Source organism: Thermoplasmata archaeon, assembly GCA_015063285.1.
Classification (GTDB): domain Archaea; phylum Thermoplasmatota; class Thermoplasmata; order Methanomassiliicoccales; family Methanomethylophilaceae; genus Methanoprimaticola.
The window spans coordinates 49,970-75,964 of record SUST01000008.1 but is presented as its reverse complement, the minus strand read 5'-3'; the positions used below and the strand labels follow the sequence as shown (position 1 = coordinate 75,964).

Genomic DNA, 25,995 nt, shown 5'->3' with positions numbered 1-25,995 from the left:
CATATATGGACGAGTGGGAGTACAATCTGTGGCTCTCCATTCACAGAAACGAGCTCACTGAGCTGCTAGCGGTCGAACAAACAGCTTCCGGGGAGGTGGATGGGATGGCGTGCAGCGAAACGTCAGTTCCCGGAACTGAACTGGATGGAAAGGGGGTGTGACCCATGGGAAGGTATCCCTTCACGGAATGCCTCGACGAGTATCTGCCGATGGAGGCCGGCCACATTGAGCCTACAACCATGCAGACGTTCGAGAGGCGCCTCAGGCAGATAGGTCGCATCTTCCACGAGATGAAGGAGAAGGGTATGGTCTCCACCGACAATCCGAAGAGGATCACGCCGGAGGACATAGACCGTTTCGTCGGTTACAGGAAGCAGAGCGGAGTGAAGGCCTCAACGGTCAACAAGGACCTCGGGAATCTGGACAAGATGCTATCGTTCTACGATAACGAGGCCGTCACCAAGTTCAAGAAGAAATTCCCGGCGCACATCCCCAAGAGGTACCACACCCGCGGACCTTCGATGTTCGAGGAGGACATCAAGAGGATCATCGATAGGGCGATGGAGATCAGCACTGGAAACTGGGAGAAGATGGAGGCCTACGGCCTCGTATCTCTTGCGATATGCGGCGGCCTCAGACCGAAGGAGCTCAGGATGCTCTCGATGAGCAACATCAGATTCCTCGACGACGGCAACATGGAGGTCTATGCGGAGCACGTCAAGGGAGAGAAGTCCTACGGCGTCGCACGCTGGATTCCCGTCCGTCCCGACGGCGTCCCTGTGTTCAAGAGATACCTCGAGGCGAGGACCCTCAGGCTCAGGGAGGCAGGTAAGAATGAGGATGCGGTCTTCCCTCCGATCAAGCACGACGGGGGATACATCTCCTATGGCAGGATACGTACCCTCAAGTCCATGGTGGAGGAGGATCTGGAGATCACCTTCGACCTCAGGAAGTGCAGGCGCACATTCGGCAAGAGGGCGCTCAAGGACGGTCAGCCGATCCATGATGTTTCCCTCGTCATGGGCCATGCCTCCGTCGCCACTACTCAGCGCGAATACGCCGACAAGGATCTCCATGATGCATCGCAGGACATGAGGGATTATTGGGATTCCAAAGGGGCCTGATTTGGATGCACACAATTGTACAGTCGAACATGGATTCGAGTCCACTTACACTCGAAACGAGGCGCGGTGGTACGAAAAGAGCGTGAAAATCCGATACCAATAGAATTTTTTTCGAGGTGTCTGGCTAGACAAGTGGCGGGCCTGAAGGGGCTAGAACCCAACTGAGCCAGCATGTCTGAAAAATTTCTATGAGGCCTATTTCTGGTATAATAGCGCCGAGCGTACATCCGTATAATTTCTATTGAATTCTATTGCTTTAGCCGAATCGCCCGAGGCCTCTCCGGAGGGTCCTCTAAGGCAGGAAAATCTGACCACTTATGATCCCGATGTGGTCAGGGAGAACACGAAGAAGAACGGAGTGAGGCTGTCCGAGGTCCTCAAACAGCTACCAGCTATAGAGCGCCGTACCGACGAATCGGGATGTTGGCCATTCGTTCAGGATGAGCTCATTGCGCAGCTCGTCCGCGGTGAGAGTTCGATGACTGATTCCAATCTGCAGGCAATCCTTCTGGATTGGATCGAATCTGAGGATTACAACAAATTCGTCAATCTGGAGTCCGGCGAAATCATATTCGCCCAATCTGCGAAGAGGGGTAACGTCGTATACGCGACGAGGAAGACCAAGAAGAGGGATGCCCTCAAGAATGCTCTGGAGGGTAAGATCTTCGACTACCCCGTCAAGGGATTCCGTAACAGGAGGATGACCAGACTTCTACTATGTACGGTCAACTTCGATAGGTCCAAGTTCACATGCGAGGAGGCCTGGGCGGCTCTGCGCTCCACTCCGACAGAGGGGGTCGAATACACGTTCAACGTTATCAACAGCCTCAATGCGAACATCAGCAAGATCTTCGGGAAGCACGGCACCCTGACTTCCAAGGAGGCGCAATCCTCCGGTTATCCTGCCCCACATCTCATCTTCATCCTTGACGAACCTGTGATGGTGGAGCGTCATAAGGGTAAGGATGGGAAGATCTCTTGGAGGCTGTTCGAACAGAGGATCCTCAACAGGATCGGGAAAGGACCTCTGATGAGGAAGCTCGCAAGGACCGATTACCGCAGGGCTGTAGATCAGAACCCTATCTGGAAGCATGGTTTCATCGATTTCGAGGGCATAGTCTCCGAAGAGGGATCGAGATCCGGCAGGGATGCCATCACATACCCGTTCAAGTATCTGGTCAAGTGTCTCACGGAAGGCGGGAAGAATTCTATCAAGGATGTGCCTGACATCAACTCCGTCCAGGATAAGGACAAACGCACAATGCTGTTCACACACTTGGGAAATAAATGCTTCAGGACAAGGGATGTATCGTTCGGCAAGGGTTTCAAGGACCGTGTCGGGATGCTACCTGAGGCGAAGAAAGAAGGTCCCTCGGAATGGAAGCGCATCAGGACCCTGGCCGATTACGAGTACAACTTCGTAGCCGCTGTCAACGAGCAGAGGTCCATTCAGAGATTCAAACAGATTATGTCGGAACAGAACGCTGGAGGTCGACATGTCGCGTTATCCGTTCAATGACAGGGTCGAGGAGTTTCTGGGAACGGGCTCCGATAGTTCCAATGATCAGCTGTCATCTACAGACAGGAACCATCTTCATAACATCGGCAGGATCCTGCATCTCCTGAAAGAGAACGGTGTGATACAATCCGACAACCCATCTCGTATCACCCCGAAGGACATTCAATGTTTCATAGAAGAGCGCAGGTCCGAGGGTGTATCGGAATCCACCATCTCCAGGGACCTTACGTATCTCGATGGTTATCTCCGTTTCAATGACAACTGTTCAGTTGAGGAATATCTGGAGGAACTCAAGAGAAAGGATCTGGAAGAGAGAAGGGAGAATTCCAACAAGGCCCTGAGGAAGATATTCCTTCACAATTCCAAGGATGTCAAGGGCAGCCATCTTGTGAAGGCATACGCATTCGTCATGCTGGCGATAGTATTCGGCATACATCCGGATATGCTCCGCAAGGCGAAGCTGCGCAATGTATTCGAGAACGGCTGTGTGAATAACTACCGCATCAGATTCATCGATAGGGATGGAATGGAAAGGGATGAACGTCTCGATCTCAACAGACTTCCGGTTGTCGGCAGATACATCGATCAGACCTATCTGCTCGGTCTCGTCAATTCCACACCGAGGCCACTATTCCCATCATCCAATCCTCTCTTCGATTACATCAGTCCGGACGAATCCAGGGAGCTCAAACATCAGGTAGAGGAGGATATAGGCTTCAGTTTCGATTACGCTCAATGCACCGAAATCTATCTAGATATGCTGGAAGACGATTCTCTCGTTCAGTGCAGAAGGCCTGCGTTCAAAGGGATTCAGATGCTCCCTGTGAGAAGAAGATCCCTTTTCGGCCGTCTTTTCGGTCGCTGAACGCACATCAACGTAGGAGATATCCCTATCAACCGCCTGCCGGCGGTCCGGTGCCGCAGGGCCGTAAGGCCCAGGCACGGACCCGCCAGGCAGGCATCTATGCTTTTCTTTTACACGTTACAACAACGGTCGGGCGGCCGAGGCTCTGCCGAGGCCACGGCCCGACCTAGGACGAATCACGCGAGCGCAGCGAAGCGGGATTCGGACCACGACTTGATAGAGATAACCTGAGTTAAAACTTGTTTAAGATGAATTGATAATCTTCATTCAACCCTTATCATTCTTTGTGGAACAATCAAATACTATGGCCCCGCTTATCTATTCGATGATTAACCTCCGCTTATACGAGAATGCAAAGTTAACGACAGTTGCATTTTTACTTCTCTTTTCTGTAGCATTGTTATCGTCTTTTGTAATAGTTGACGGCATAGAAGGTGAAGTTTCTGAAGGAGGTATTGTCGAGAGTACTTCTTGGTCTTTGACTGGTGATACGCTTACTATTGCCCCATATGGCGATAGTACTTTTCATACTACAGGAGATTTTGATAATGCTTATGATGGCACTAATCGTCCACCCTGGGAGGATTATAAGGATCAAATACGGAACGTCGTCATTAAGGATGGCGTAAATGGAATTGGCGCTTATATATTCCAACAATATGATAAGCTTATTAGTGTTGACTTACCAGATAGTACGTTGCTAATTGGTTATCTTGCATTTTCTTCATCCGGATTGTTGTCCGTGACAATACCGGAGAACACAACAATGGGTGGCGTAGGGGCGTTTAACGGTTGTAACAACCTTACATATGCATACATAAAATGTTCTTCATTGAATCAGTCTTTTAATCAATGTTATTCCTTGAGATATGTCGACATGCCTAATATTGAGTATCTGGGATCTATGGAATTTTATTATTGTACAGCGTTGGAAGAGGTTCATTTTTCGAATAATCTACAATCTATAGATGAGAAAGCATTCAGAGGTGTAGATTTCTTCTTAAATGGAAATAAGATTGAGAAAAACGCTTCAGATCTTGCTGGAAAGACTTGGAAAGGTACAGGAAATGGTAGTTTATATTACGGAATCCAGGGTGTAACTATTACGTTCGATCCAAACGGAGGTACTTCCTCTGTATCAACTATGGACACCAATTCAGATCGTAGGTTACAATCTCTGCCTGTACCTAAAAAAGATGGTTCGACATTCATGTTCTGGAGTCTATCTAAGGAAGGATTGTTGACTGAGGTCACTACGTCAACCGTATTTGATAACAATTGTACGATTTTTGCTATTTGGATTGATGGTATTATTCTAACAGTTACGTTTGATCCTAATGGGGGATATTGTGAAACAGCATCAAAAACTACTAATGGTCAAGGAATTTTGAACTGGTTGCCTACAGCTTCCAGAGACACATTTAATTTCGAAGGTTGGTATACTTCCTCATCCGGCGGCGTGAAGATAGACACATCATATGTATTCAAAGAGGATTCGACAGTATATGCTCATTGGATGTCTGTTGATAATTCCAATTCAGATACAATATTCTTATTAATCGGAGTCTTCGTAGTTGCATTGGTAGTGATTGCAGTGTTGTTCGGGAGACATCATCGTTGATCTGATGGTTCGATGATTTTGTGAAGGCTTCGGACGACTGTAATTCTATGTCAGGCCTTGCGGCCGTGGTAGCAGGATTCTTACTCGTATAACGGCAATAATCGTGAAGAAGAGTACCTGATTCAATAACATGTATATTGTAATGTTAAAAGGAAACTTATGGGGCGATTGGAGTGAAAATGATTCAGCGGCATAAGGATTTTGATGAAAAGAATGCGATTATTTCGGATGCGGAAAAGGTAATCGATACTAAGTTCATCGATAAGATTAGGATCCTCCAATTCTCTCAGAGCAGATATAATTCTGCGGTCGTGGATGTTAAATGCATCGGAACCTGGGATGGATATGATGTATGGGAGCCCATTTTTAAGGAAACGTTATTCCTCGGACTCCCGGTAACCGTATTGGTGAAGGGCAACGATATACGTCTTACCAAAGGTCCTAAAGAAACATTCGCAGCGTATTATGAATCGATTTAGGAAAACCCAGAATGATTGTGCTCAATAAATGGGGCTGTTTTCTCTTCATACATACTAGGTTATTCTTGATTTGCATTTCCAATGGTAATGACTGACTAACTAATGATTGGATAGAAGTTTTATACATTTGAAAACACGTCGCGTAATCGGGAGAAGGTTATGGGTACAACACAGTTTGTCGATCAGTTGTTTAAGGATTTTCAGGAATCACTAACCCAAGAAGGAAGAGATTCAGTTTTTCTTCATTCATCTCCCAAAGAATTGGTTTCTGCTTACATTGGTACTGCCCAGAAACCTGAAGAATTCACTATAGATCACCTCATAGTACCTATTCTAGAGAAAATGGGTTGCAGCATCGATGAGAGAGAACGCGAGTTCACAACTGTACAATCCCATCGCCGTTTTGCCGATCTCACGATAACAACACCGTGCGGTAAGAGATATATTGTCGAGGCCAAACCCTTGAATGCAGATCTCTATGCAAAGAAGACAGACGGCGCTGTCAATCAGGCCAAAGATATAATGTTGCTTCATGAAGGAGTTACTGAATATGGTAATGCTATCGCAACGGATGGGCGCAGATGGATTTTTGTTAACAATACTGCCAATGTTGTCGCTGAGTTCGATATAACTGAGGATTTCGACGTTGTGAATGACATCTTTTTTGGAAACAGAGTCGTAGTCCAGAATAAAGAGGAAATCACAAACAGATTCTATCGCTGGTACCTCGCTTTGATGGTTGGCGGTACATATAGCGATGGCAAAGGCCACACTGTCAAAATTCCGGAGAATGAATCCTTGACACACTCCATCGACAATCAGATGGGGACCTTAGGTCAGACTGCGAAGGAAGAAATCGCCCAGATTTATGTGAATCGCCTAATATTCATCAAATTTCTGGAGAACAAAGGCGTTATCCAGGAGTCTGTTATAGATTACCTCCTATCACTGAGCGATGACAGATTATTCACGGAGATGAAGGTGTTGTTCTTCAACGTCCTCAACACTCCTGAGGATCGTCGTGATTCCCTCAACCCGATATTCCGTAAGGTCCCCTACCTGAACGGTAGTCTGTTCATCCCAAGCAGTCCTGAACAGTTCCATAGTACATTCAGAATCAAAGCTGCAACCCTCAAGAGAGTATTGAATTTCCTCAGTACTTTTGATTTGGAGAGCAGCAGGGACGGCTCAGTCAACACTATGGATCCTGAGATTCTCGGATATATCTTTGAGATGTCCATGAACACGGATAAAAGGAAAGAATCAGGTTCATTCTATACACCAAGCCAGATAACATCTTACATGTCCACCAGGACCATTCATGAGGTCCTGCTGACACGTATCAGAGAGTACATGTTGGCTGACGGTTATCCATCGAATGACGTCGATGATATCAAGACGATCGATGATGTTTACGCTCTGAGGGATACAACTCTGAGGAAGATATATGACAATGTGTTGCTGAAGCTCAAGATCTGTGATAATGCATGCGGTTCGGGTGCATTCCTGCTGTCCTCGGCGGATGTTCTGTTCCGCATCTATTTCAATTTCAACCTATTGGCTGGTTTGAGAAAAACCGATGTGCAATTGAAGAAGGATATACTCTCTAACAACATTTTCGGTGTAGATCTCGATGGTAAGGCTGTCGAGATAGCCAAGCTTCGTATGTGGTTGTGGGTTGCAGATTCCTATCTTCCGTCATCATACGATTCTCTGCCGAACATCGACTACAATGTTTATCACGGGGATGCTCTGATAGGTTCTGTCAACCCCAATGATGAGTTCAAAGGGACAGTTCTCGATAATTACCCGATCAGGGGGATGAGCGCTCCCGTCAAGGATCTGGTATCCCAGCGTGACCAATTGATCAAAGCCTTCAGGAATATGTCCGGTCCGGAATCACACAGTCTCCAGAAGGAAATCAATGATCTGAGCATGACGCTTTCAGTACAGTTGAGCGTCGAGATGAATTACAAGCTCGCTCAGAAAGGACTGTCGATGTCTCAGATGGATTTCGTAGGCCTGTATCCGTTCCATTGGACCATATCTTTTAATGATGTTTTCGAACAGGGTGGCTTCGACATTATCATAGGCAATCCGCCCTATGTAGCATTGCAGAATATCAAGGACACTAAGCCCTATCCAGTGTATCAATTGGCAGGCTATGAGACGTTCGACCGTACTGGCGACCTTTACTGCTTGTTCTACGAGCGCAGCCTGTCGCTGTTGCGTGATGGGGGAATGCTTGCATACATAACCTCAAATTCATGGATGAAGGCGAAGTATGGTTCCAAACTGCGCAATTTCTTCATCCAGAAGACGGAACCGCAATCGATAATCAATCTGTCCAAGATGAAGGTATTCAAGAGTGCGACAGTAGAATCTGGAATCTTGATTTACAAGAAGACGAAGGATCTGACAGCAGTCGATGAAGTATCAATGGAATCCTGTGAAATACATTCAGAATCTGATGATTATGATCTATGGAAATTGGTGTCGGAACAAGCTCTTATGAATACATTTGCAGTAAATTCATTGTGGGCAATACAAGATGCTGACCAGGCAATTGTAAAGGATGTAATCGAAAGCAATGGCGTCAAATTGAAAAATTGGGGTATCAATATTTACAGGGGCATAACAACAGGTCTTGATGAGGTATTTGTTATCGATAAAACTCAGATGGATGCTATTGTAGCTAAAGATCCCAGATCGGCAAATCTTATCTCTCCAACACTTAGAGGGAGAGATATGGATCATTATGTTCACAAGAATCAGTTGTTTTGGCTGATTAACCCTCATAATGGAGATAAGAAAAAAGGATTATCTCGCATAAACGTAGATGAGTATCCAGCCATTAAAGATTATTTGAATCCGCATATTGAAGCGCTTACAAAGAGATATGATAAGGGAGACACGCCATATAATCTTCGTAACTGTGCCTTCATGGACGAATTACACGAGTTAAAGATAGGATGGATAGAACTTGCAGACAGAGGTCGTTTCTGTCTCATTGAACAGGAGGTAGAACCTATAGCTTCTGTTTTTTTCTTTGCTGTTGAGAATCCATACTATTTGTTAGGTATTCTCAATTCGTCATTAGTGTCCTGGTATTTCCAATTCATTACTGCTACTTCAGGTGCTGGAACGAGAAGATGGAAGAAGCAGTATGTTGAGAACATTCCAGTTCCTATGTCACCAAGCAATAAGGCTATCATAGAAGAACTTGTAAAGCAGATCATGCTGAATCATGGGGACGAAGAGATTCAGAAACAGATAGATCTGGAAGTCTGCAAAGCCTACGGACTTTCTGAAACAGAAACTCAATATCTGCTCTCTGAAATGAATCAATAAAAGCGTGATCTGTTTGGTTAGTCACCAGATTACCCGTCTTGAATCATCTGATTCATTGATTTTTCGAAGACTGCGCCTTCTTGTAAGCATCCAGACGAGCCTTTGTCTCCGGACTTAGAGGATGCTCTTTCATGTAGTTGGAAGCGCTCTCGAAGACCTCATCCAAGGTCATGTCGTCATACAGCTCTCTTCTTGCTAGTGTATAGTCTCCGCTGTCCTTGATGAATCCGGAGATGAAACGTTCTGTATCTACTTTGCCGAGTTTCTTTACAAGGCAAGCCATTCCGATGTCTCTTACTTCAGCATCTGTATACATCTGATTCACTCCTCCTCCGTGATGAATTGTACTGGGTTGACGATCTTGATCTTGTCCGTCTTGTATTTGAGAATACGGTCATCCGTAGTTATAAAGTAGTTGCATTCGGCGTAGATCGCTGCAGCAAGATGGGATGCGTCCAAGGATTTAATGCCGGTCTCTTCAATTTCGCTAGCTAGTTTCCTCAGTTCCGGATCCTCGTCTTCTTGAACGAATACCTTCATATTGGAATCTATGTAGTCGAATATGTGGGATCTCACGCTAACATCCGTCTTTTTGTTGTTCTCATCCAGAAGGAATGAGGAGGCGACCAGATCGTACTTACCCGCTTCAATCCGATGCTGGATTGCTAGTTTCGCATCGGACTCCAATTGTATCCTAATTTGAGATTTGCTGTCATAGGGACGCCCATAGCAGCAGTTGTCAAGATAGATCCTCACTCAATCACTCTCCTGTTCATCATCAGGTTCTGGAGGGAAGTTGATCAACGGATTCGCCCCCTTCCTTATCTCTTCCATCTCCTTTCTCATTTTCTCTATTTGTTCCTTCAGATCCTTCGTGGATTGGTTGCTCTCAAGGAAGTTCGTCGTGAGCATGTCATTGGTATTGTCCACACCCAAGAGTATGATCAAATATGCCGAACCGGTTTTGATGAACTCTTGGTGATTGCGGAAGCATCCCGTGCGTTCCACCATCCTGTCAATCTGGGATGCCAGTCCTTTCGGGAGACTCAGGAGGATATCTACATCTTTTCTTTTGGACTTTGCGGATGCACTGCTGACCATGTTGCGGTACATCTCGGTCTTCTCTTTGATGGTCTCATGGTAGAATTCAAGTTTCACATCTTTGGCCGCATCCTCTTTCTCCTGGAGGTATAGCATTATCGCAGCTTCCTCGTTGTTGATGTAGTGGATAAATCTCCTAATTCCATCTATGACGAAATCCGGCCTGGACGTGTATGAGATTCCTACGGACAGATCTATCATCATCGATAGGCTGCTAGGCATCCTTACCATGATGCTAGCATTCTTCTTGCTGTTGTCCGTTTTTGAAAGAATTCCCATTCATTCACCATCATTTGTTATGTTTAAGCCGTCTATTAAATTATTCGTGATGGAAAAATCATTAAATAATAAAAAAGTAATGAAACAATTACAAAACTAAGGAGGTTGATAAGTATGGTGTACATGGATGAGTGGGAGTACAGGCTCTGGCTCCAGCTCCATAGGCATGAATTTACAGGGCTACTAGCAGACGAACAAACCGCTTCCGAGGAGGTGGGTGAGGATGGCGCGCAGCATGCGCTATCCGGGGACCCGAAATTCGGACTTAAGGAGAATTGAGATATGGTCAACGATAATATGGAGGCCTCGGTTATCGAGGCCCAGATAGAGGAATCCGTGGGAAGGGCTGTGAGCGCAAGCATTCTGGCCTCCTTCCTCCGCAATTTTGAGACGAAGTACCTGAACAGGGATGAACGCAGGATCTTCCAGGCTTTCCAGAGGTTTGCATCCGACATGGAGAGGAAGGAGATGGACAATCTGAGGTGTATAAGATGACACGCTATCCGTTCACCGATGCAATGAAAGAGTTCATGCCCGCACAGCGCGGACATCTTGAGCAGATAACCTATGATTCTGTCAGGAGAAAGCTCAACCATCTTGGAGAGATCGTGGAGAAGCTGAAGGCCAATGGAGATCTGGAAACGTCCAATCCGAAGAAGTTCACCGCCAGGGACATCGATGTGATTATGGGCTACCGCAAATCCGAAGGTCTGGCTCCCGCAACTATCAGGACCGATCTAAAATGTCTGGAGCAGATGCTGACCTACTTCGACAATGATGCTGTCCATCAGTTCAAGGTGAAGTATCCGTCGCATGTTCCCAAGAAGTGCAACAGGCGTCATGATGCGTTGCAAAATGATCAGATCGACTGCATACTTGCGAAGGCAAAGGAAGTCTCTCCTTTGGATTGGAAGATGACAGAGGCTTACGCCATAGTCACCCTTGCAATCTGTTCCGGTCTCCGTCCTCAGGAGCTCCGTAAGGCCTACCTGAACAACCTTGTGATAGGGGTCGATTACGGGAAGATCTTCGCTGAGCACGTCAAGGGCGAAGGCACATACGGTTCCCCCAGATGGGCGCCAATCCATCCGGATGGTCTGGATATAATGAGTCGTTATCTCGAGGCCAGGAGGATGAAGCTGCAGATGGCCGGCAGGCAGTCCGATGCCCTCTTCCCTCCCATACGCGGCAAGGATGAGTTCATCGGGTACAACCAGGTGGAGAAGCTGAAGCTTGCGGTGGAGAAGGATGTCGGGTTCAAGTTCGATCTCCGCACTTGCCGCCGTACCTTCGGACAGAAGGCTTTGGATGAAGGGCAAGACATACACAATGTGTCCCTGGTCCTTGGCCATTCGACCATCAATACGACACAGCGTCACTACTGCGATAAGAGCGAGCACGGTGCCTGTAACGAGATCCTAGACAAGTGGAAATTGAAGGATGCCGTGATGCAGAAACTCATCCAAGACAGGTCTTACCCCTGAGGGTAATTCCCGTCTTGGGTACCCTTACCCAAACAGGATTGATTTTGAACGTACTGTACAATTGTACACACATTACGGAGGATACGGAACAACGTCCAGCGAAATGATAGAATTATTTTCAAGGTATCTGGCTATACAAGTGGCGGGCCTGAAGGGATTCGAACCCTTGGCACCTCGATTAAGAGTCGAGTGCTCCACCTAGCTGAGCTACAGGCCCACTGAGTGAAATCACGTTAGTGACTTCTTGTAAATAAAGATGTCTGTCTGATAAAGGCATCAAGAACCGGGAATCATCAACGGCCAGCATCATCAAGCGGATTGGCGCTCCCTTCTTCTGCTCAGAATCTCGGAAAGGAAGGTCGAGCCAAGGATCAGGGCCGCGCCGATCCATCCGATGATGCCCAGATCCTCATGCAGTATGATGACGCTGAGGGCTATGCTGATGACAGGCTCTATGTAACCGTACATCACGGCGGTCGGGGCATCTAGATGAGCAAGCGATCCGAAGTATAGCGTGAATGCTATGGCTGTTTGGAAAACTGCGATGACGACCAGCAGTACGATGGACAGCGTATCAGGATGGAGCGAACCGAAGTCTACCGTGAATAGGCTGTATACCGCAACGACGATACCGGCGATGAGCAGCTGGACGAAGGTCCTGTCGTAGGAGCCTATGCTCTTCAGTTTCTTGTTGAAGACCACCAGTCCGGTGTAGAAGACTGCAGCGAGAACTCCGCAGATCAGTCCGTAGTAGTTGATGTCCTCCGTGTCGTTCTCCAGTATGCCTGTGACCAAAACCAATCCCAGTAGCGCAAGCAACGCGCATCCGAGCTTTATGAATGTAAGCTTGGTCTTGAACACCAGGGGAGCGATCAGGATGACCATGGCCGGAGTAAGGTAGTTCAGGACGGTGGCAACGGATATCTCTATGCTCTTGTATGCTTCGAAGAGGAAGAGCCAATTCAGCCCCAGACAGATACCCGAGCATGTCAGTGTGAACATGTTCCCGTAGATGTCGTCCTTGGAGAGCTTGGACCCGCTGAAGCGGATCAGGATCAGAAGGAACGATGCACCTATCAGACCGCGGCCTACCACGATGATGCTGGCAGGCAGGTCGATGAAATAGGTGGAGACACCCAATGTTCCGAACAGGGACATCGCGAGGATCATCATGAGCTTCGCGTTGCCACTGTTGATCAATTCCTTCATTATTGCATGGGGAAGAGTTCAATAATATAATCTTATTGCAACTGGCTAGTCATTCTTTCTTGATTATCTTGTTCTTCACGATGAGGGTGCATATCATCGCACCCAGCAGGAGGATCAGGGAGAACCACATGGTGCCTATGAAACCGTTGGCGAGTGCAGGCAGGTATTCGGTATGTATGTCCGCATTTGAAGTGATGGAATAGACCAGAGCGAATAGCACACACCCGAGTGCGCTGGCCACATAGTTGACCACTAGCATGAAGTTGGTAGCTTCATCCTCATATCCCGGGGTAGCATGATGGATCATACGGGTAGGCTGGGCGGTTCCGGAGAATGCATGGGATACTCCGAACGCTATCAAAGGCAGCAACAGCAGGTACGGCTCTGCATTATCCACTACCATCACGATCATCAGGATGCAGAACAGGGACCTCATGATGACCGCGACCATGACCGGTCCTTTACATCCGAACCTGTCGCAGAGTCCGCCGACAGGAAGGACGGTGATCACCATGGCCACCGAGATGGCGGAAAGGTAAAGGCTGGACAGCATCGGTTCCATGCCCCAGTATTCCTGAAGCATGTATGGCAGAAGGTAGTTGGCTCCGGCCACCACGATAGTGCACAACAGGAACGACATTCCCACTATGAAATATTCCGAATTGAATAGCATCTTCGGAGCGATGACCGCTCTGCTCATATCGCGGCGTGTGACGGCTATGAGGATGATCAGCGATACTACCATGAGTATCCCGCACACGATCTTTCCTACGGTGTTGAGGTCGGGGTCCCCGAGATCCTCCAGAATCGTCAGCATGGAGCCGATGAATATCATCGCTGACAGACCTCCTATGTATGAAGGGTCCTTGCTGCGGTCAGGAGTGCCGTCGGATGGCAGATGGTAGGATACCATTACAACGATAAGCAGGCATATGGGTACGTTGATGAGGAACACCGCATGCCAAGAGAATGTGGAGGTGAGGAAACCTCCGAGGACCGGTCCAGCTATCAGGGCGATACCGGAAGATGCGCCCATGACGGACATGCCCAGCCCTTTGCGGTCAACAGGGAGCATGTGCACTATTATGGACGGCAGAGCGGAGCTCATCATGGCCGCCGCCATACCCTGTATGAGTCTGAATGCGACAAGCATCCAGAAGTTTGTAGACAGGGCGCACATCAGAGATGATACGCCGAAAATGATGGTCCCCCAGATAATGAATCTTTTAACGCGGTTGTTCTTTGCCATCTTTCCGAAGGGCAGTAGCAGGGCAGCAAGTCCGAGCACATAGGAGAATATGAACCAAGAAGATTGGGATAATGTGACGTCCATATCTTCGGTGATGGTGGGAAGGGCGATCGAGACTATGCTGACATCCAAGCCGTCTATTAATGCGACTAGGAACACGATTATCAGCGTAAGCAGCGTACCTTTCGGGAGGTCACTTTCATTCATTTCTTCAGACCATAGATCAAACCGTTGGAGTCGTACGACGGGGCGATGACATGCACGCCGGCTATATTCATGATGAACTCGACGATAACAGAACCATCCTCCATGGCGCTGAACGATTCAGGAACGATGATGAACGTCCCTCCGGATCTGACTGTCAGAATCGTCCTGTATATGGTGCGGCATCTTTCTTCTGTGGTGTCTTTACCACATTTGGCGTATATCGCACCGTCGAATATGCTCCAGTTATCCAATTCCGTCATTTTTCCATTTTGGGCTATCGACACACCCTCATCCGTCACAACGCAGAATCTCCAGCTCGGATACAGGGTCTTGATTATGCCCTCTATGTCAGTGTGGGGCTCCACTGCAGGGACGTTGTTGTTGCTGGAGTATAGCAGATGGAAGTAATTGGACTCAATCTGTCTGAGCATTTCATAGTCCTTCATGAGAGCGCCGTAGTCCTGGTTGACCATCTTCACGACGAGGGGGCAGGTTTCAAGGTCTATCGTACGAGGGTAGGTGGATACCTCTTCCTTGCCGAAGAACAGTATCTCTCTGGTGCTGCGGATGAGATTGGAGAAGAGGAACGTGGGTCCGAAGCTGCCTTTGATCTTCTCAGGTACGATTAGGAGTTTCATCAGTGCGTATTTTGGCGGGTTGTAGACCCTGTGGATATATTTGTTGAAGGCCGAAGGACGGAAGTACGTCTCTATGGCCAGGTCGGTCAGGTGATACCCCAGCACTTCGTCCAAATACGACGCGGTCATCGCCAGACCCATCGGACGTGCATTCGTCTCTATCAGAACGGGTCCTTTGCGATCAATCTTGATCTCGATATGGCAGAGCCCCCATTTCATGTCCACTGCATCCAACACCTTGTATGCGTAGCGGATCATGTCGATGTGGCCCGGCTCCAGGTCCTTGACGAGTTTTGCGTAGTCATAGGCCAGGGTACCGTCTCCGGCCTGTATCTTGGCGTATGACCAAACGTCAGTTAGCATATGTCTGCCGTCACAGCTGAGTGTGTTCACGATGTACTCCGTACCCGAGATGTACTCTTGAATCAAGATGTCGGAATCGATATCGCCCTTGTAGTTTGCAGTACTCCTCATGAGCCTGTAGTGCTCGACCGCCTCATCTACAGAGGAACATATCTTAAGACCGACGGTTGCCGCCGATTCGGAGTATTTAAGAACGCATTTGTCAAGATTGTTCTTTCTCCAGAATTCTCCGATATCAGATTCGCTGTTCACTTCTTCAGTTTCAATCCTGCGGATTCCAGCTTTGCCCAGGGCTTCATGCATACCAGCTTTTGTGCAGCGGAGATATGTGGTCTTCTCATCGTTCCCCTTGAGGCCCAGAGCTGAGGTCAGACGATCCGCCAGACGTACTCCGTATTCGCTTCCTGGAAACACCGCTTTTATCTTGAATCTGCGGAGTTTCTCCACCAGGGTATCGAAGTCCTCGCCCTCGTCCAGGAACTCTGCCTTGTCCTTGAGGATTTCGCGGAGCATCCTCCTGTAATTGTCCAGATCATTCGTCTTGATGTTGGTATTGACGATCAACGGTTTGCACCCATGGGCGATTATCTCGTCGATGTAGAGAATTCCCGAGGAAACACATTCGACAACTGCGATGTAATCCATAGTTTACAAATCGTTAACACAGATAAAAACTGTTTATGTGGGAGGATGTTGGGCCGCTATTCTGGAATGATGCACACTTTACTGATTGTAAACAGCACTATTTTTCTATTGTAAAACGATACGTCCCCTATGTTCGGATTCTTTAAGAGGAAAGACAAGAAGAAACCGGAGGAGACTCCGGCAGCAGAGCCTAAGAAAGAAGAGAAGCTGAAGGAGGAGCCCGTCGAAGTCAACCCTCCGAAAGAGGAACCCGCCAAGGAAGAAGAGATCGACGACGATGATGAGCGCAACGGACCCTACTTCGTATCGCCCCACCCCGACGGAGGATGGCAGGTCAAGAGGACTAAGGCGAAGAGGGCTCTGAAGAGATTCGACACCAAGGCCGAGGCAGAGGAGTACGCCAAGCAGGTGGCCGAGAATCAGGGCACTCACATCATCCGTCAGAAGAAGGACGGAAAGATCCAGAAGAAACACTGACGCTGCTAAGTGCCAGATTATACTGGGGGCCGCTCTGTCCGGGCGGTCTCCGAATCCCTTTATCCGATTGATTCCACACCTTTTCAAATCGTAGTTGGCCAATGTTTATATCGTCCTCACTGGATTAGGATTTCCGATGACAAAGCTAAAGGTTAGGGATTTGATGACGACAGAGGTTCCGACCCTGCGTCCTGACGATACGATCAAAAAGGCGGCAACCAGGCTCGCTCTGGAGAACATGTCCGGTGCGCCCATCGTCGACAACAAGAACCATCTTCTCGGTTTCGTTAGTGAGAACGATATCCTAACTGTCATCATGAAATACCAGTCCAGATTGGAGAACAACATCGGAGGGGACAGTCTTCTCGACTATTCTATGGACTCCCTCGCAGAATCCGATGACAATCTCAAGAAGGCTTCAGAGGAGATATCTAACATCGAGATGTCAAGCATCATGGTCCGTTCGGTCATGACCACGACTCCCGACGCATCCATCATGGAGGTGCTCAGGATCATGCTCAGGCTCGGCATCAACCGTATCCCTGTTCTCGAGAAGGGCGTCCTTGTCGGAATCATCTCCAGAGGCGACATAATCTTCGCGCTCTACAAGAAAAAGGCCTGAGGACCATGCAGGTCCACGTACTGGCCAGCGGAAGCGATGGCAACTGCACGATAATAGAGAACGACGGCGAGGCCATAATGATCGACGCCGGCATCAGCTGCAGGCGCATCCTATCGCTCATGGACCGCCAGGGCATTGACAAGGATATTCTGAAGGCCATCCTCATCACGCATGAGCATTCTGACCACGTCTCCGGTGCCGGTGCGACGGCCAGGAAGCTGGACATTCCCGTAGTGGCCAATGAGGCCACGTTCAACGAATCTCATCTGGGCAGCGTCCAGCATTGGGTGTACAAGTCCAATTCATGTATCGATATAGGTCAGTTCCACGTCACGCCTCTGGCGACTTCTCATAATGCTGTGGAGCCCAACTGCTACTTCACCGAGGTGGACAACGACAAGAAGGTCCTGGTGGCCACCGACACAGGGAAGCTGAGCGCACAGATCGAGTATGCTCTGGGGATTGCGGACGTCGCCGTGATCGAGGCGAATTATGATATGGACATGCTTGTCAACGGTCCGTACCCCCCAAGTCTCAAATCCCTGATCGGAAGCGACCACGGGCATATGAACAACGTCGATACCGCACGCGCGATCAGGCGCACCATGGACAAGAGCGAGAACAGGCAGATCTTCCTCGCCCACCTCAGCAAGACGAACAACACTCCGGATACGGCAAGACAATCGGTATCCGACGTCACGGGAATAAAGAGGATAAAGATCGACTGTCTGGAGTTCCCCGGCGACACCCGCACTCTCAAAGTGAGGGAGCGATCTCCACGGCCTTCTGAGAGTTCACAAGTATTGCTGCCATGGCCTTGGGAAGGGTGACGATATCCTCCTTGTGGAGTTCATAATCCCTGTCCGGACCGGCGAACGGGGGCAGGTCCTCGAGCACACGGATGACCATTGTATCCGATTCCGTCTCATGAGGTTCCTCGGTAGTGACGATTTCAGGCTCCGCAGGCTGCTGGATGGGCTGTATCTCAGGTTCCTCGTCGAATGGTTCCTCTGTGTTGTCATCGAACATCTCAGGTTCTTCGACGACCGGAGGGAACTCATCCTCTACACCGCTGGCAACAGCCTCGGAGGGGTCGGGCATGGGTTCGGGTTCCCTATCGGGTATGACCGGGGCAGGTGTGAGAGGTTCCTCATCGATGAGGGTGTTGACCGTCTTCTTCCCTCTGTATCCGTCCACGAGCGTCAGCTGTCCTTTGGAAAGTGCTACCACTCTCTCATAGTAGTCGCGTTCCTCGGGTGTCAATGCGCTCAATTCCTCGATGTTCCCGTCAGCTGAGAGCACCGCCTTGTTGCAGATCTTCCGGGCCCTTAGGCTCACAATGTATTTGATCTGCGTCTCTGCCTTCTTCCGCTTCTGGTTGGCGCCTTCAGCCATGATGGAATCGGGGTCCTTGGCGATCTCCCTATCATATTCCTGGCGCAGCCTGGTGAGAAGGTCGGCGAAAGCCCTGTACATATCCTGTCTGCAGGGCATCAAAGCCTTACCGTTCTTCTCCTCCCTGTAGATTTGGGAGAGTTCCTCGTAGGTCATAGGCTGGAGCACAGGACTCATCGATGGGCTATATTCAAGTGATGTATTAATTCATTCGTCGATACGGGTACGCTATGAGAGTCGCGGATGTCTCGAGGGACAAAGGGGACCGTTTGGAATTCGACATAATGGTCTCTCCAAGGTCCAACCGTTCCGGTCTGGAAGGTTTCGATGAATGGAGGAAGCGTGCGATCCTCAGGGTCAAGTCTCCTCCGCTGGACGGGAGGGCTAACAAGGAGGTGGAATCCTACTTCAAGGAGGTCACCGGCTGCAAGTCCTCGGTTACCGCAGGCATGACAAGCCATCAGAAGACCGTCACCATCGCAGGGGATCCGAAGGCCATCATCGAGGCCATCGAGAAGGCGATGCAATGAACGACGAGGAGCGTCTTGAGAAACTCCAGGAAGTTCTGGATAGGCTCTCGGAACTCTCTGATGACCATGTGATACTGGTCGAAGGCAACAAGGATGTATCTGCCCTGGCAAACCTGAACATCCATGGCGACATCTACTGCGTGCAGAGCGGAGGCGGACCTGTAAAGGCTGCCGAATACGTCTGGAGATCAGGTAAGGAGGCCGTTATCCTTACCGATTGGGACGGCAGGGGAGGGAACCTTGCCCACAGCCTCAGGGAGAATCTCCGTTCCTTGGGCGTCGGATACGACGATTCCATACGTTCCGACCTGGCCTTTCTAACAAGGATGTATTCCAAGGACGTCGAATCCCTGGATTCAGTCTTCGGGCTTCTCGAGGAGCGCTCGGAATCGGTTCAACATCCTTGAATAATTCGAACATCCGACCGACATTACTTATCAGCTCAACCCATTCACGTGCCGATGAGCGGAGCTTTCATAGTCTTCGAAGGCGCGGACGGCGCAGGAAAAACCTCACTGTGCAGGAGGATCTCCGAGCAGCTCATGGAGATGGGAATCGAGGTCGTCCTGACGGCCGAGCCCACGCATGAGAGGATCGGGGCGTTCATACGCAGCGGGGACGCTGGCAGTATCTCGCAGAGGACCGAGGCATTACTGTTCGTCGCAGACCGCAACGACCACACCGAACAGATAACAAAACTAGTATCCGAAGGGAAGGTAGTGCTCTGCGACAGGTACTTCGCATCCACAGTGGCCTACCAATCAGCGAAGCTGGACGGCGACGCCTCCGACAGGGATTGGCTCATCGACATAAACAGACAATTCATCGGCAGACCGGATGCCACCATACTGCTGGACATCGATCCCAAGGTCGGTATGGACAGGGTGGGCGTCCGCGGAGAGGAAATAAGCAAGTTCGAGAGGCTCGATTTCCAGAATCAGGTCCGCGAGAACTATCTCCGTCTGGCGAAGGAGTTCGGATTCAGCGTGATAGACGCATCGCAGACGCAGGACCAGGTCTTCGCAGAGGCGATGGAGATAGTGGAGAAGGTGATAAGATGACACATCCGGCAGACGAGATTTACTGTGAGAAGAGCGCATCGCTCGAGGGAAAGACCATAGTCATGGGCATAACCGGCAGCATAGCGGCCGTCGAGTGCTTCGGAACGATCAGGGAACTTATCAGACGCGGAGCGGACGTGATTCCTGTGATGACGAAGGAAGCCCAGAAGCTGGTGACACCGGATTCCCTGTACTTCGCATCGGGAAACCAGCCCGTCACCGAGCTCACCGGACTCACAGAGCACATCACGCTCCTGGGAGACAGGGAATCGGCCGATCTCCTTCTGATCTATCCGGCAACGGCCAACACCATCTCCAAGATCGCCAACGGTATCGACGATACCACGGTCACCTCCATGGCCAGCGTTGCCATAGGGGAAGGCGTGCCTGTGGCCATCGCACCGGCCATGCACCAGGCGATGTTCGACAACCCCGCCGTGAGCGACAACATCGAGAAGCTGAAGTCCTGGGGGATCGCGTTCATAGGCCCGAGGCTCGATGGGGTCAGGGCCAAGGTGGCATCCACAGAAGAGATTGTGAACAGCGTCGAGAGGATCGTAGGGGATGCGTATCTGAAGGGCAAGAGGGTCCTGGTCATCGGAGGACGCAGCGAGGAACCCATAGATTCGATGAGAGTCATCACCAACAGGTCATCCGGACTCATGGCTGTGAAGCTCGCCGAGGCAGCCTTCAGGAGAGGCGCGGAAGTGGATCTCTGGATGGGCGGATGCAGCGTTCAGCTTCCCGGTTACATCGATGTGAAGCGTTTCTCCAGCGTTTCGGATCTGATCAGCATGCTCAACGACATAGACCACGACATAGTGATCGTGCCTGCGGCGCTCTCTGACTTCAAGCCCGAGGAGATCGACCACGGAAAGATTACCAGTTCAGAGGGATTCGACCTCGGACTGATTCCGGTGCAGAAGGTACTCCCGCTCATCAGGAAGAAGTGCGGAACGGTCATCGGATTCAAGGCAGAATCAGGACTGACCAAGGAGAAGCTCATTGATAAGGCCCGTCAGCGTCTGGACGAGTACGATTTGACCGCTGTCATCGCTAACGATACCAGTTCCGCAGGAAAGTCGGATTCGAGCGTTATACTTGTGACCAAGGATGCCGCAATAGACATCTCGGGTACCAAGGCTCACAACTCGGAGATAATCCTGGATGACCTTTTCGGAGACTATGAGAGCTGAGGTCTTCGTCCCTGGGCATATTTCATGCGTGTTCAGACCGGTCAGGTCTGAGGATGTGCTGAGGACAGGTTCTCTCGGATTCGGGATCAGGACAAGCCTCGGCTGTAACGCGATAGTGGAAACAAGGGATGACGAGAAGGTCCGCATCTTCCTGAATGGAGCAGAATCGGATGCTCCGGTCACACGTCTGGCGATAGAATCTATGGACATCGGAAAAGGATTCGATATCCGCCTAGAACATGGTCTTCCTTTGGAACAAGGGTTCGGTGCCAGTGCGTCGGGCACTTTCGCTGCTGCACTCTGTGCGGCATCCCTGTCAGGCATGGACAGGTTCGAAGCGGTCAAGGCCGCTCATAAGGCGGAATGCACCCTGGGCGGAGGCCTCGGGGATCTGGCAGCGATCAATTCCGGTTACGGTGTACCGATAAGAGATGCGGCAGGAGTACAGGGGATATCCGGCAGGACATCGGATTCGAACCTCTCCTTCCCAGAGCTGACGCTGATCGTTTTCAAGGAACCCCTGAGGACCGAATCCGTACTGAGCGATGAGAAGGAGATGAAGAAGATAGTGGAGGCCGGGGATGTAGCTATGGGGAGATTCTCCTCAGAACGTACGATCCCGGGGCTATTCTCCGCTGCGAACGAGTTCTCCGAATACATCGGTCTGGAATCCGAGGAAATCAAGGTTGCGCTGAGGGCGATAAAACAAGAGGGGGGTCATGCAGGAATGTGCATGCTCGGAAACAGCATCTACTCCGACATACCGATGGAAAAGGCACGTGATATGTTCCCAAGTGCCAGTCTGTTCAAAACCTCGTCATTCTCCGGACCTATTGAGGTCACTCGTACAGAGTGAAGAGGACATCATCTTCTTCCACATCGAACAGACCGATCCTCGCAGCCCCGTCAAGCCATGCGTGGGCGCAGTTCACCGCTGCGAACGCCCTAACAAAGTCATCATCCCTGCGGTATTCCACAGCCTGTTTGAAGAAATCATCCGATGTGTCCATGAACTCTATCGCGAGCCTGCGGTCGAACGACCTGACCGGCGATGCTATCTTCACCTTCTTCCTTGCCCGGGTGGTGATGTCTAGGTATTTGGCCATCTTCTCCTCGGTGATCCTGCATCCGTCCTCGGTTCCGCATTCAGGGAGTTTCAGGAACAGTTCGTCTCTGGGTTTAGAATCGAAAAGTCCGAGCCTGCCGAAGCATCCTATCCATGCATGAGCGTAGTTGATGGCAGCGAACGCGGTCACCAGGTCCTTGGCCTTTATGAAATCCGAGGCATCTGAACGATAGCAGTCGACCATCTCCAACCCGCTCTCCGCCAGAGGTCTGAGCATTGTACCTTCCTTGGGGATGAGCTCCAGACCTTTGCGGGCCCCGTCCAGCATGTCCAGGGTCTTCAATGTGAGTTCTTCGGTGACGATGTCGTTCCTCATCGTCGGTGAATGTTCGGCGACGGTTTTATACTTCTCGCGACGCGCGCCCGATTATCATATTAAGGGGAACGGATTACCATGGGAACATGATAGTAATTGGCGGGTCCACATCGGAGGTCCTGGCGAAGCAGATCGCAGAGAACCTCGGATGCAGATACATACAGGCAGGCACGAGGAAGTTCCCCGACGGAGAGGTTTACACAAGGGTCGACAGCGAAGAGTTCAACGATGATGTCGTCATCGTTCAGAACACCTTCCCCGATGACAAACTTGTGGAGATGTTCCTTCTTCAGGACATCGTCAAGGGCCTCAAGGCGAAGAAGGTCACACTGGTCATCCCCTATTTCGGATACGCCAGGCAGGACAGGCTCTTCAACCCGGGAGAACCTGCATCCGCAATCCTCATGTGCAAACTACTGGATTCGCTGGCATGCGATCACGTCATCACCGTCGACATCCACAAGGAAGCTGTGCTTGATGCATTCACATGCAAGCACACAGACCTCAAGGCGGCACCTGTCATCGCAGACTACTTCAGGGACAAGGGAATCGACCTGGTCCTTTCACCTGACATCGGAGCGGCCAACCGTGCAAAGGATGTCGGAGAGAGGATGGGCAAGCCCTACGACCATCTCAACAAGACCCGCCTTTCCGGAACGGAGGTCAAGATCGCCCCCGCCACCATGGACTGCGCAGGCAAGAACATCCTGATCGTGGACGACATGATCTCCACCGGCGGTACTATCATGACCGCCGCACAGGCACTCAGGGACGCTGGCGCCAAGAGCGTTTCCGTAGCCTGCACCCACGGGGTCTTCGTCAACGATGCTATCCAGAAGCTCACGCACAGTGCATTGGACAAGGTCCTCTGCTGCAACACACTGGAGAGCTCCCAGTCGGACATCTCCGTAGCCGGACTCATCGCCGATGCCATCAGGAAGGGATGAAGATGACCAACAAGGAGGAGAATTTCGCAGAGTGGTATCTGGACATCGTCGAGAAGGCAGGCCTTTCCGACAAGAGGTACCCCATCAAGGGAATGAACGTCTGGACCCCCTACGGCTGGAGGATCATGAGGCAGATCGACACCTACATCCGCGAGGAGTTCGACGCCACCAACCATGACGAGGTCTGTTTCCCCCTGCTCATCCCCGAGAGTCAGTTCGCCAAGGAGAAGGAGCACATCAAGGGATTCGACAGCGAGGTCTATTGGGTCACACACGCAGGACTGGATGAGCTCGACGAGAGGCTCGTCGTCAGGCCCACATCGGAAACAGCGATGTACCCTATGTTCGCACTGTGGATCAGATCCCACCAGGACCTTCCCCTCAAGACCTACCAGATCGTCAACACGTTCCGTTACGAGACAAAGCAGACCAGGCCCTTCATAAGGGTCCGTGAGATCCACTTCTTCGAGTCGCACACCTGCCACGTCGACTACGACGATGCGCAGAAGCAGATCGAGGAGGACATCGAGATCCTCTCCAGGATCGCCAAGAAGATCTGTTTGCCTTACACGCTACTCATACGTACCGAGTGGGACAAGTTCCCCGGCGCGTATTACACAGTCGGTATCGATACGTCGATGCCCAACGGAAGGACCCTCCAGATGGGTTCCATCCACCACTACAAGACGAACTTCTCCGAGCCCTACGAGATCACCTACGAGGACAAGGACGGGGAGCACAAGTTCGTCCATCAGACCACCTACGGAATGTCCGAGAGGCTGGTCGGGGCCTTGATCGGGGTCCACGGAGACGACCAGGGACTCATCATGCCCCCCGGAATCGCACCCTACCAGATCGTCCTGATCCCCATCTTCAAGAAGGATAATCAGGAGACCGTTCTGGCCGCGGCCAAGGAGATGGAGACCGTCCTCTCCAAGGCAGGATTCAGGGTCAAGTTCGACGACCGCGACGACCGTCCCGGAGCGAAGTACTACGAGTGGGAGATGAAAGGTGTACCTCTCAGGCTCGAGCTCGGAGGACGCGACATCGAGAACAAGGTCGTATCGTTCTTCAGGAGGGACACCGCGGAGAAGGGAACCATTTCGATAGAGAACCTCGTTCCCGGAGTACAGCTCATCCTGGACGACATCTCTGACAACATGTTCAACAGGGCCAACGAGATCCAGAAGCAGCGCACACAGGACATCGATTCCATTGAGAACATCCCCGAGGACAAGATCCTCAGGTTCGGATGGTGCGGATGTGACGAGTGCGGTCACAAGTTCGAGGACACCACCGGTTTCAAGATCCTTGGAAGGCCCTATCACAAAGAGGAGTTCAAGGGCAAGTGCATAATCTGCGGAAAGGACACCGAAGAGCCCGCATACGCAGCCCACACGATGTGATCCCATGGCATTCCAGGAGGACGAGTACATCTACCTCGAGGACACCTCGGGCAAGAGGGTATGGCTCAAAGTGGTCTACGGCATGATGAAGGTCCAGTCCCTGGGGGCCATCGACGGCAGCAGGTTCAAGGACCTTGAGGAGGGCGATAAGGTCACCATCGTCGGCCGCGACTACAGGGTATTCAGACCCGGTGTGCTCGAACTCATGGAATCCCTGGACAGGGGCGCTCAGATCATTTCCGCTAAAGATGCCGCCACGATCCTGATGCATTGCGACATAAAGGCCGGCGACAGGGTGATCGAGGTCGGAGCTGGATCCGGCGGACTGACCACAGCACTTCTGCATGCCGTAGCTCCCACCGGGCAGGTTCTCACTTTGGAATTCAAGGAGGAGAACGCGCTCCGCGCCAAGAAGAACGTATCCAGGGTCGGTCTGGATAAGTACTGGAGCTATCAGATAGGCGACGCAAGGGACATGTCCGTCGATGTGGATTGGAAGGCAGATGCCCTCACCATGGACATGCCCGATCCGTGGCTGGCGCTGGACAATCTGGAGAAGCATCTCCGTTCCGGAGGTAGGCTCTGTGCATACGTCCCCAACATGAATCAGGCCGAATCAATCGTCAATGCACTGCGCGAGCACGGTTACTCCAATGTCTATGCCCTGGAGAACATGCAGCGCGGTCTAGAGGTCCACCCCGGCGGAGTGAGGCCGTCCTTCGAGATGCTCGGTCATACGGGCTATCTCATTTTCGCACGCAAAACTTCAGGAAATCCATGAGTTG

26 protein-coding genes and 1 tRNA gene are annotated in these 25,995 nt (G+C 50.6%); 18 read left to right on the top strand and 9 right to left on the bottom strand.

What is annotated here, in order from left to right; all coding sequences use genetic code 11:
* Positions 1-164: 164 nt before the first annotated feature.
* The 5 genes from E7Z62_06170 (at position 165) to E7Z62_06150 (ending at position 8,959) form a co-directional block, all read left to right on the top strand.
* A complete protein-coding gene (locus tag E7Z62_06170; GenBank protein ID MBE6522691.1) occupies positions 165-1,124 on the top strand; it encodes a site-specific integrase in 960 nt (319 codons plus the stop codon).
* 241 nt (positions 1,125-1,365) lie between these two features.
* Positions 1,366-2,643: a hypothetical protein gene (locus tag E7Z62_06165; GenBank protein MBE6522690.1), complete on the top strand. Its 1,278-nt coding sequence runs from the start codon at positions 1,366-1,368 to the stop codon at positions 2,641-2,643.
* The gene (locus tag E7Z62_06160; protein ID MBE6522689.1) at positions 2,621-3,508 is read left to right on the top strand and encodes a hypothetical protein; all 888 of its coding nucleotides are present in this window, start codon (positions 2,621-2,623) and stop codon (positions 3,506-3,508) included. Before E7Z62_06165 ends, E7Z62_06160 begins: the two co-directional genes overlap by 23 nt.
* Positions 3,509-3,812: 304 nt before the next feature.
* Complete coding sequence (locus E7Z62_06155; protein ID MBE6522688.1) at positions 3,813-5,129, top strand: hypothetical protein; 1,317 nt, start codon at positions 3,813-3,815, stop codon at positions 5,127-5,129.
* A 638-nt stretch (positions 5,130-5,767) separates the two neighbouring features.
* Positions 5,768-8,959, top strand: coding sequence for a class I SAM-dependent DNA methyltransferase (locus E7Z62_06150; GenBank protein MBE6522687.1), 3,192 nt, complete (start codon positions 5,768-5,770; stop codon positions 8,957-8,959).
* 52 nt (positions 8,960-9,011) lie between these two features.
* On the opposite strand, the gene E7Z62_06145 is transcribed toward E7Z62_06150, so the two are convergent.
* From E7Z62_06145 to E7Z62_06135, 3 genes are read right to left on the bottom strand one after another with little or no spacing between them, the layout of a single operon-like run.
* Positions 9,012-9,275, bottom strand: a complete 264-nt coding sequence (locus E7Z62_06145) for a hypothetical protein (protein MBE6522686.1) — start codon at positions 9,273-9,275, stop codon at positions 9,012-9,014.
* 5 nt (positions 9,276-9,280) lie between these two features.
* Positions 9,281-9,715, bottom strand: a complete 435-nt coding sequence (locus E7Z62_06140) for a type II toxin-antitoxin system VapC family toxin (GenBank protein MBE6522685.1) — start codon at positions 9,713-9,715, stop codon at positions 9,281-9,283.
* A complete protein-coding gene (locus tag E7Z62_06135; GenBank protein MBE6522684.1) occupies positions 9,716-10,339 on the bottom strand; it encodes a hypothetical protein in 624 nt (207 codons plus the stop codon).
* 282 nt (positions 10,340-10,621) lie between these two features.
* On the opposite strand from E7Z62_06135, the gene E7Z62_06130 reads away from it, so the two are divergent.
* The gene (locus tag E7Z62_06130; protein ID MBE6522683.1) at positions 10,622-10,834 is read left to right on the top strand and encodes a hypothetical protein; all 213 of its coding nucleotides are present in this window, start codon (positions 10,622-10,624) and stop codon (positions 10,832-10,834) included.
* Positions 10,831-11,823, top strand: a complete 993-nt coding sequence (locus tag E7Z62_06125; protein ID MBE6522682.1) for a site-specific integrase — start codon at positions 10,831-10,833, stop codon at positions 11,821-11,823. The genes E7Z62_06130 and E7Z62_06125 overlap by 4 nt, the downstream gene beginning before the upstream one ends.
* A 140-nt stretch (positions 11,824-11,963) precedes the next feature.
* Here the strand turns inward: E7Z62_06125 and E7Z62_06120 are convergent.
* From E7Z62_06120 to E7Z62_06105, 4 genes are all read right to left on the bottom strand, one after another.
* A tRNA-Lys gene (locus E7Z62_06120) sits at positions 11,964-12,040 on the bottom strand.
* Between the two features lie 92 nt (positions 12,041-12,132).
* Positions 12,133-13,032, bottom strand: coding sequence for an EamA/RhaT family transporter (locus tag E7Z62_06115; protein MBE6522681.1), 900 nt, complete (start codon positions 13,030-13,032; stop codon positions 12,133-12,135).
* Positions 13,033-13,081: 49 nt separating this feature from the next.
* Positions 13,082-14,488 (bottom strand): MFS transporter, encoded by a 1,407-nt coding sequence (locus E7Z62_06110; GenBank protein ID MBE6522680.1) that lies wholly within the window; start codon positions 14,486-14,488, stop codon positions 13,082-13,084.
* The gene (locus E7Z62_06105) at positions 14,485-16,134 is read right to left on the bottom strand and encodes an ATP-grasp domain-containing protein (GenBank protein MBE6522679.1); all 1,650 of its coding nucleotides are present in this window, start codon (positions 16,132-16,134) and stop codon (positions 14,485-14,487) included. Before E7Z62_06105 ends, E7Z62_06110 begins: the two co-directional genes overlap by 4 nt.
* 129 nt (positions 16,135-16,263) lie before the next feature.
* Between E7Z62_06105 and E7Z62_06100 the strand changes: the two genes are divergently transcribed.
* From E7Z62_06100 to E7Z62_06090, 3 genes are all read left to right on the top strand, one after another.
* Complete coding sequence (locus E7Z62_06100; protein ID MBE6522678.1) at positions 16,264-16,611, top strand: DUF2188 domain-containing protein; 348 nt, start codon at positions 16,264-16,266, stop codon at positions 16,609-16,611.
* A 163-nt stretch (positions 16,612-16,774) separates the two neighbouring features.
* A complete protein-coding gene (locus E7Z62_06095; GenBank protein ID MBE6522677.1) occupies positions 16,775-17,233 on the top strand; it encodes a CBS domain-containing protein in 459 nt (152 codons plus the stop codon).
* A 5-nt stretch (positions 17,234-17,238) separates the two neighbouring features.
* Positions 17,239-18,063, top strand: coding sequence for an MBL fold metallo-hydrolase (locus E7Z62_06090; protein MBE6522676.1), 825 nt, complete (start codon positions 17,239-17,241; stop codon positions 18,061-18,063).
* Here the strand turns inward: E7Z62_06090 and E7Z62_06085 are convergent.
* Positions 17,990-18,805: a hypothetical protein gene (locus tag E7Z62_06085; GenBank protein MBE6522675.1), complete on the bottom strand. Its 816-nt coding sequence runs from the start codon at positions 18,803-18,805 to the stop codon at positions 17,990-17,992. The genes E7Z62_06090 and E7Z62_06085 overlap by 74 nt on opposite strands.
* A gap of 53 nt (positions 18,806-18,858) precedes the next feature.
* Between E7Z62_06085 and E7Z62_06080 the strand changes: the two genes are divergently transcribed.
* From E7Z62_06080 to E7Z62_06060, 5 genes are read left to right on the top strand one after another with little or no spacing between them, the layout of a single operon-like run.
* Positions 18,859-19,158, top strand: a complete 300-nt coding sequence (locus E7Z62_06080) for a YggU family protein (protein MBE6522674.1) — start codon at positions 18,859-18,861, stop codon at positions 19,156-19,158.
* Positions 19,155-19,565, top strand: a complete 411-nt coding sequence (locus E7Z62_06075) for a Toprim subdomain protein (GenBank protein ID MBE6522673.1) — start codon at positions 19,155-19,157, stop codon at positions 19,563-19,565. The genes E7Z62_06080 and E7Z62_06075 overlap by 4 nt, the downstream gene beginning before the upstream one ends.
* Before the next feature lie 54 nt (positions 19,566-19,619).
* Positions 19,620-20,219, top strand: coding sequence for a dTMP kinase (locus E7Z62_06070; protein ID MBE6522672.1), 600 nt, complete (start codon positions 19,620-19,622; stop codon positions 20,217-20,219).
* Positions 20,216-21,415: a bifunctional phosphopantothenoylcysteine decarboxylase/phosphopantothenate--cysteine ligase CoaBC gene (gene coaBC / locus E7Z62_06065; GenBank protein ID MBE6522671.1), complete on the top strand. Its 1,200-nt coding sequence runs from the start codon at positions 20,216-20,218 to the stop codon at positions 21,413-21,415. The genes E7Z62_06070 and coaBC overlap by 4 nt, the downstream gene beginning before the upstream one ends.
* On the top strand, positions 21,387-22,271 hold the full coding sequence (locus E7Z62_06060) for a hypothetical protein (protein ID MBE6522670.1): 885 nt from the start codon (positions 21,387-21,389) through the stop codon (positions 22,269-22,271). The genes coaBC and E7Z62_06060 overlap by 29 nt, the downstream gene beginning before the upstream one ends.
* On the opposite strand, the gene E7Z62_06055 is transcribed toward E7Z62_06060, so the two are convergent.
* Positions 22,255-22,857 carry a DUF357 domain-containing protein gene (locus tag E7Z62_06055; GenBank protein MBE6522669.1) on the bottom strand — a complete coding sequence of 201 codons (603 nt, stop codon included), beginning with the start codon at positions 22,855-22,857 and terminating at the stop codon, positions 22,255-22,257. The genes E7Z62_06060 and E7Z62_06055 overlap by 17 nt on opposite strands.
* 86 nt (positions 22,858-22,943) lie before the next feature.
* On the opposite strand from E7Z62_06055, the gene E7Z62_06050 reads away from it, so the two are divergent.
* From E7Z62_06050 to E7Z62_06040, 3 genes are read left to right on the top strand one after another with little or no spacing between them, the layout of a single operon-like run.
* Positions 22,944-23,804: a ribose-phosphate diphosphokinase gene (locus E7Z62_06050; GenBank protein MBE6522668.1), complete on the top strand. Its 861-nt coding sequence runs from the start codon at positions 22,944-22,946 to the stop codon at positions 23,802-23,804.
* A gap of 2 nt (positions 23,805-23,806) precedes the next feature.
* Complete coding sequence (locus E7Z62_06045) at positions 23,807-25,210, top strand: proline--tRNA ligase (GenBank protein ID MBE6522667.1); 1,404 nt, start codon at positions 23,807-23,809, stop codon at positions 25,208-25,210.
* A 4-nt stretch (positions 25,211-25,214) separates the two neighbouring features.
* Complete coding sequence (locus E7Z62_06040) at positions 25,215-25,991, top strand: methyltransferase domain-containing protein (GenBank protein MBE6522666.1); 777 nt, start codon at positions 25,215-25,217, stop codon at positions 25,989-25,991.
* Positions 25,992-25,995 lie beyond the last annotated feature (4 nt).

What these genes read in the sequence shown, in the direction of transcription:
- E7Z62_06100 (MBE6522678.1), top strand. Translation starts at nt 16,264, where the DNA reads ATGTTCGGATTCTTTAAGAGGAAAGACAAGAAGAAACCGGAGGAGACT.
- E7Z62_06170 (MBE6522691.1), top strand. Translation starts at nt 165, where the DNA reads ATGGGAAGGTATCCCTTCACGGAATGCCTCGACGAGTATCTGCCGATG.
- E7Z62_06125 (MBE6522682.1), top strand. Translation starts at nt 10,831, where the DNA reads ATGACACGCTATCCGTTCACCGATGCAATGAAAGAGTTCATGCCCGCA.
- E7Z62_06110 (MBE6522680.1), bottom strand. Translation starts at nt 14,488, where the DNA reads ATGAATGAAAGTGACCTCCCGAAAGGTACGCTGCTTACGCTGATAATC.
- E7Z62_06060 (MBE6522670.1), top strand. Translation starts at nt 21,387, where the DNA reads ATGACCTTTTCGGAGACTATGAGAGCTGAGGTCTTCGTCCCTGGGCAT.
- E7Z62_06130 (MBE6522683.1), top strand. Translation starts at nt 10,622, where the DNA reads ATGGTCAACGATAATATGGAGGCCTCGGTTATCGAGGCCCAGATAGAG.
- E7Z62_06150 (MBE6522687.1), top strand. Translation starts at nt 5,768, where the DNA reads ATGGGTACAACACAGTTTGTCGATCAGTTGTTTAAGGATTTTCAGGAA.
- E7Z62_06155 (MBE6522688.1), top strand. Translation starts at nt 3,813, where the DNA reads ATGGCCCCGCTTATCTATTCGATGATTAACCTCCGCTTATACGAGAAT.
- E7Z62_06090 (MBE6522676.1), top strand. Translation starts at nt 17,239, where the DNA reads ATGCAGGTCCACGTACTGGCCAGCGGAAGCGATGGCAACTGCACGATA.
- E7Z62_06115 (MBE6522681.1), bottom strand. Translation starts at nt 13,032, where the DNA reads ATGAAGGAATTGATCAACAGTGGCAACGCGAAGCTCATGATGATCCTC.
- E7Z62_06045 (MBE6522667.1), top strand. Translation starts at nt 23,807, where the DNA reads ATGACCAACAAGGAGGAGAATTTCGCAGAGTGGTATCTGGACATCGTC.
- E7Z62_06080 (MBE6522674.1), top strand. Translation starts at nt 18,859, where the DNA reads ATGAGAGTCGCGGATGTCTCGAGGGACAAAGGGGACCGTTTGGAATTC.
- E7Z62_06055 (MBE6522669.1), bottom strand. Translation starts at nt 22,857, where the DNA reads ATGAGGAACGACATCGTCACCGAAGAACTCACATTGAAGACCCTGGAC.
- E7Z62_06070 (MBE6522672.1), top strand. Translation starts at nt 19,620, where the DNA reads ATGAGCGGAGCTTTCATAGTCTTCGAAGGCGCGGACGGCGCAGGAAAA.
- E7Z62_06135 (MBE6522684.1), bottom strand. Translation starts at nt 10,339, where the DNA reads ATGGGAATTCTTTCAAAAACGGACAACAGCAAGAAGAATGCTAGCATC.
- E7Z62_06075 (MBE6522673.1), top strand. Translation starts at nt 19,155, where the DNA reads ATGAACGACGAGGAGCGTCTTGAGAAACTCCAGGAAGTTCTGGATAGG.
- E7Z62_06085 (MBE6522675.1), bottom strand. Translation starts at nt 18,805, where the DNA reads ATGAGTCCTGTGCTCCAGCCTATGACCTACGAGGAACTCTCCCAAATC.
- E7Z62_06160 (MBE6522689.1), top strand. Translation starts at nt 2,621, where the DNA reads ATGTCGCGTTATCCGTTCAATGACAGGGTCGAGGAGTTTCTGGGAACG.
- E7Z62_06040 (MBE6522666.1), top strand. Translation starts at nt 25,215, where the DNA reads ATGGCATTCCAGGAGGACGAGTACATCTACCTCGAGGACACCTCGGGC.
- E7Z62_06050 (MBE6522668.1), top strand. Translation starts at nt 22,944, where the DNA reads ATGATAGTAATTGGCGGGTCCACATCGGAGGTCCTGGCGAAGCAGATC.
- E7Z62_06145 (MBE6522686.1), bottom strand. Translation starts at nt 9,275, where the DNA reads ATGTATACAGATGCTGAAGTAAGAGACATCGGAATGGCTTGCCTTGTA.
- E7Z62_06105 (MBE6522679.1), bottom strand. Translation starts at nt 16,134, where the DNA reads ATGGATTACATCGCAGTTGTCGAATGTGTTTCCTCGGGAATTCTCTAC.
- E7Z62_06095 (MBE6522677.1), top strand. Translation starts at nt 16,775, where the DNA reads ATGACGACAGAGGTTCCGACCCTGCGTCCTGACGATACGATCAAAAAG.
- coaBC (MBE6522671.1), top strand. Translation starts at nt 20,216, where the DNA reads ATGACACATCCGGCAGACGAGATTTACTGTGAGAAGAGCGCATCGCTC.